The sequence below is a fragment of the Ruegeria sp. F5 genome, assembly GCF_056533845.1.
Genome location: NZ_JBQFOU010000055.1, coordinates 1 through 3,442 on the forward strand (window position 1 = coordinate 1; position 3,442 = coordinate 3,442).

Here is a 3,442-nt window from a genome sequence, read left to right on the forward strand (position 1 = left end):
ATTTCGGTCAACTCGTACTCCGGTCCACGTGCTTCACCCTCCACACCAAGCGCGCCAAGTCTTGTAACAACAATGAAGCCTTTCGCCTGAAGTTCATGGAATGCCTTCATCGCCGTGTTAACGCCAATACCCAGGCGGCGTGCCGCTTGTCGACAGCTCAACCGTATCTTTCCGTTGTTGTTGAATCGCTTACCTTTCCACTCTAAACGTAGCCAGACGTAGAGCATTTGAGCTTTGGGGGTCATGGCTCGCCAAGCTTCGGTCTCAAGTATTGCCCGGCGAACGTAAGTTCCATGTTCAGAAGTCGGATTGCCGTTCTTGTCAAACTTACGCATTTTCTGCACCTTGACTTGAACCACCAACTACGACGCGATTTTGGTCAATCCAGTCCCTTAGATCAGAGACTCTGTACCTGACGCTCCGACCGATTTTTATCATTGGCGGACCCCCAAATCGGTTTGCATTAACCTCGAGAAAGCGTCGAGAAAGCCCAAAATGCACCTCAACTTCTGAGCGGGTGAGCAAGAGATCGGGAGGTAAGGCTGTTAGCTGCATGACGTATCATCCTATTGCTTTTCGCTGTGCAATGAAGATGACAACCATCTGAATCCAATAATACCCTCACCATTTAAGAAACTACTGGGGTTTCTGTTTTTTATAACAATCAATCAATGTGTTGGCAGAAATCAAAGGTTGATCATTCCTAATTCTACCACGGTCTTTCCATGCCTCTGGCGCTCCGTTTGCCCAGATACGACGCGAGGCGTTTTCAGAAAAACCGACTTCCATTAGCGCTTTGACGGCGTCGCGTTTCTTCATGCGGCAATCACTTTGGTCCAATGCCAAATCTTCCAAACACCTGGCAGCAATAGATTCGTTCGTAATTTCTTGCCCAGTTCTGGGTCCACCGCGGATCGAAATGTCCTCAGCATTCGGGTATTGCTTTCGGACTGCCGCCAATCCAATGGAACGTGTTTTCGAATTCGGATCTTCAGAGTTCATGTTCAACGTGACGCTGTTGGCACTCTGAAAGTATGAAATGACGATATCCTTCAATAACCTAGTAAAGTCTGTTGGACCAAGCAAAGCCAAAGGTCTTCGAAGTTCGTAGGCGTTCAAATGCGTCAGCCGTTCACCGATCGAATTTTGCTGCAGGAGTGAATCCGGAAACTCCAGGTCTGCCAATCGAAGCCGCGCGATTGGAATGTCACTTTCCACAAGCCTCATGATATTGTCGTCGAACTCAGGAATTCGCACGGCTTGTTTTTCGCCTGATGAGTTGATGGGTCCTGAAAGTAAATCTTGGTAAGCGCCAGCTAATTCGAGTACTTCGCGCAGTTGCCTTCGTTCCGAGTATTCCTGTCGATCAGTGCGAATTTCCTGATCTAGCAGCCCGCTTCGTCGGCGGTAAGCCATCGTGTACAGGTAGCCAAGCAACAACGCGTTCCCCAGCAGCACCATTCCGTCATCATCGAGCTTCACTTTTTGATCGGCCATGCCCTTTTTGTATTCCTCGCTCCAAACGAGTTTTTATCTATAGGATGCCTCCCACCTATGATCGCCTAATGCGAGCGCTCAGTTCGTCACACACCGTTTCCATAGCTGGTCTGAGCGCGTCGAGGGAGGGTTTCACATAGCGTTGTCCGGTGATCGAAATCGGCGTGTGGTTCAGCAGGCGCCCTACAATCTCTTCCAATATCCCCGCCTCCATGGCGACCGTCGCAAATGTCCGGCGATGGGAATGAATGGACCATTGCAGACGCTCGGGTCCCTTCAAATGCCCGCTGGGCGACTTGGGCGAGGGAAACACCCATTGCCTATGCAGACCGCGCACAGGCGCCAGTATCTCGTGATGAACCTGTGAGATGGGAAGATCAAAACTGCGCCCGTTCTTGGTCATCGGCAAATGGATGTGATCTTCGTGCACATTCTTCCATTCAAGCGTCAGCGCCTCGGTTTTGCGAAAGCCTGTGAATAAAAGCAACTCGTAGAAGACCTTGTGGATGGGGTTGTAGAGATCATCCACGGCCTCGCGCCATGCGCTCAAGTCCTCGATGATCGAACCGTTTGGTTGCTCCTGATACCACTCGATGGCCATCGTCGGGCTTTCCGGCAGATCATGTACGCGCCGCGCATGGTTCCAGACTGTCCGAAAGTACTTTAGAGTATGATTTGCTGAAGATGGCGTTGCAGCCATGGATCTGTGACGCTCAACGACCATCGACTTGGTGATCTCGTCCAGCGGCAGGCGCAGCCAATCTTTCAAATGAAGCTCGAACTGCTGACGCACACCGGATCGGTGGGCCTCAGACCGAAGCTTGGGACGTGCCAGATAGGTTTCCATTGCCGTCTCAAGCGTTGGCGCGCCGATCTGTATGCGCTTGCCCGCTCCCCTGCCCCAGTCCAACGCAAAACCCAAAGCAGTTTGGCGTGCGACGTCCGCAGAAATCAGGGGGTAGCGCCCGATTAAAACCCGTCGGGTTTGCCCTCCAACGTCTTTCTGGAAATACCAGGTTTTCGACTGTTTCCCCACGAAGAGAACAAGCCCCTTTACCTCGACATCCCAGTGCTTGGCGGTACCGCTTTTTGTCTGCGGAACCTTGCGTGCGAATGTCTCTGTGAGCTTTGGCATTTTGTCAGCTTTTTGTCGGAACTGGATTGATACGCAATGATACGCCATGCAACACGGTATGACTAATATTTAAATGAAATGAAACTGTTAGAAAGTCCAAGCAACACCATGAAACTGGTCATCATTGCTTGGAAGGCAGGGGCTTTACCATTAAGCTATACCCGCTCAATGTTTCGCTTTCCTATGTGATGGCTAAGTGGGCGTCAAGAGCGAACCATCGCTTGGGCAAATTGACCCGAGAGAAAGGGTTTTCGTAGTTTAAGAGGTAGGTGTGAGCAAAGGCGTTCTGTTTGATATCGCAGGTGTTCTGTATCAGGGTGACAAGCCACTGGCGGGTGCTGCGGAGGCGGTCTCAACCATTCGCGGCACAGGACTTCCGGTTCGCTTTCTGACAAATTCAACCCGACGACCTAAGCGCGTTATTCTGGACAAGCTACATGGCTTCGGAATAGAGGCAGATGCCACCGAAATCCTCACACCAGCGGCGGCCGCCTGTGCCTGGTTAGAGGAAAACGGTCTTGCGCCACATCTGCTGATCCATCCGGATCTGGAAGAGGATTTTGCCGTGTGCTCGAAGTCCGGCCCCAAAGCGGTCATCGTTGGAGATGCCGGCTGCTTCTTCACCTATGAACGATTGAACGCGGCCTTTCGCCTGATCAAAGACGGGGCTCCCTTTCTTGCATTGGCGTCGAACAGGGTATTTCGTGATGCAGACGGTGAATTGAGCCTGGATGCTGGCGCTTTCGTCCGGGCGCTTGAGTATTCGAGCGGTAAAAATGCTTTTTTGTTTGGGAAGCCTTCGCCAGCGTT

At 51.6% G+C, this 3,442-nt stretch carries 3 protein-coding genes and 1 pseudogene; 1 reads left to right on the top strand and 3 read right to left on the bottom strand.

Annotated features, from left to right (window positions below; all coding sequences use genetic code 11):
• The 3 genes and pseudogenes from ACR0K1_RS25390 to ACR0K1_RS25400 all read right to left on the bottom strand — a co-directional run.
• Positions 1-335 (bottom strand): annotated as a pseudogene (locus ACR0K1_RS25390) (hypothetical protein); the annotation flags it as partial.
• 301 nt (positions 336-636) lie between these two features.
• Positions 637-1,497, bottom strand: a complete 861-nt coding sequence (locus ACR0K1_RS25395) for a hypothetical protein (protein ID WP_480852290.1) — start codon at positions 1,495-1,497, stop codon at positions 637-639.
• A 55-nt stretch (positions 1,498-1,552) separates the two neighbouring features.
• Positions 1,553-2,632, bottom strand: a complete 1,080-nt coding sequence (locus ACR0K1_RS25400; RefSeq protein WP_480852291.1) for a tyrosine-type recombinase/integrase — start codon at positions 2,630-2,632, stop codon at positions 1,553-1,555.
• Positions 2,633-2,903: 271 nt separating this feature from the next.
• On the opposite strand from ACR0K1_RS25400, the gene ACR0K1_RS25405 reads away from it, so the two are divergent.
• On the top strand, positions 2,904-3,442 hold a 539-nt coding region (locus tag ACR0K1_RS25405), incomplete at its 3' end, for an HAD family hydrolase (RefSeq protein WP_480852292.1).

Coding starts and splice junctions, on each gene's coding strand:
- ACR0K1_RS25395 (WP_480852290.1), bottom strand. CDS start 1,497: ATGGCCGATCAAAAAGTGAAGCTCGATGATGACGGAATGGTGCTGCTG.
- ACR0K1_RS25400 (WP_480852291.1), bottom strand. CDS start 2,632: ATGCCAAAGCTCACAGAGACATTCGCACGCAAGGTTCCGCAGACAAAA.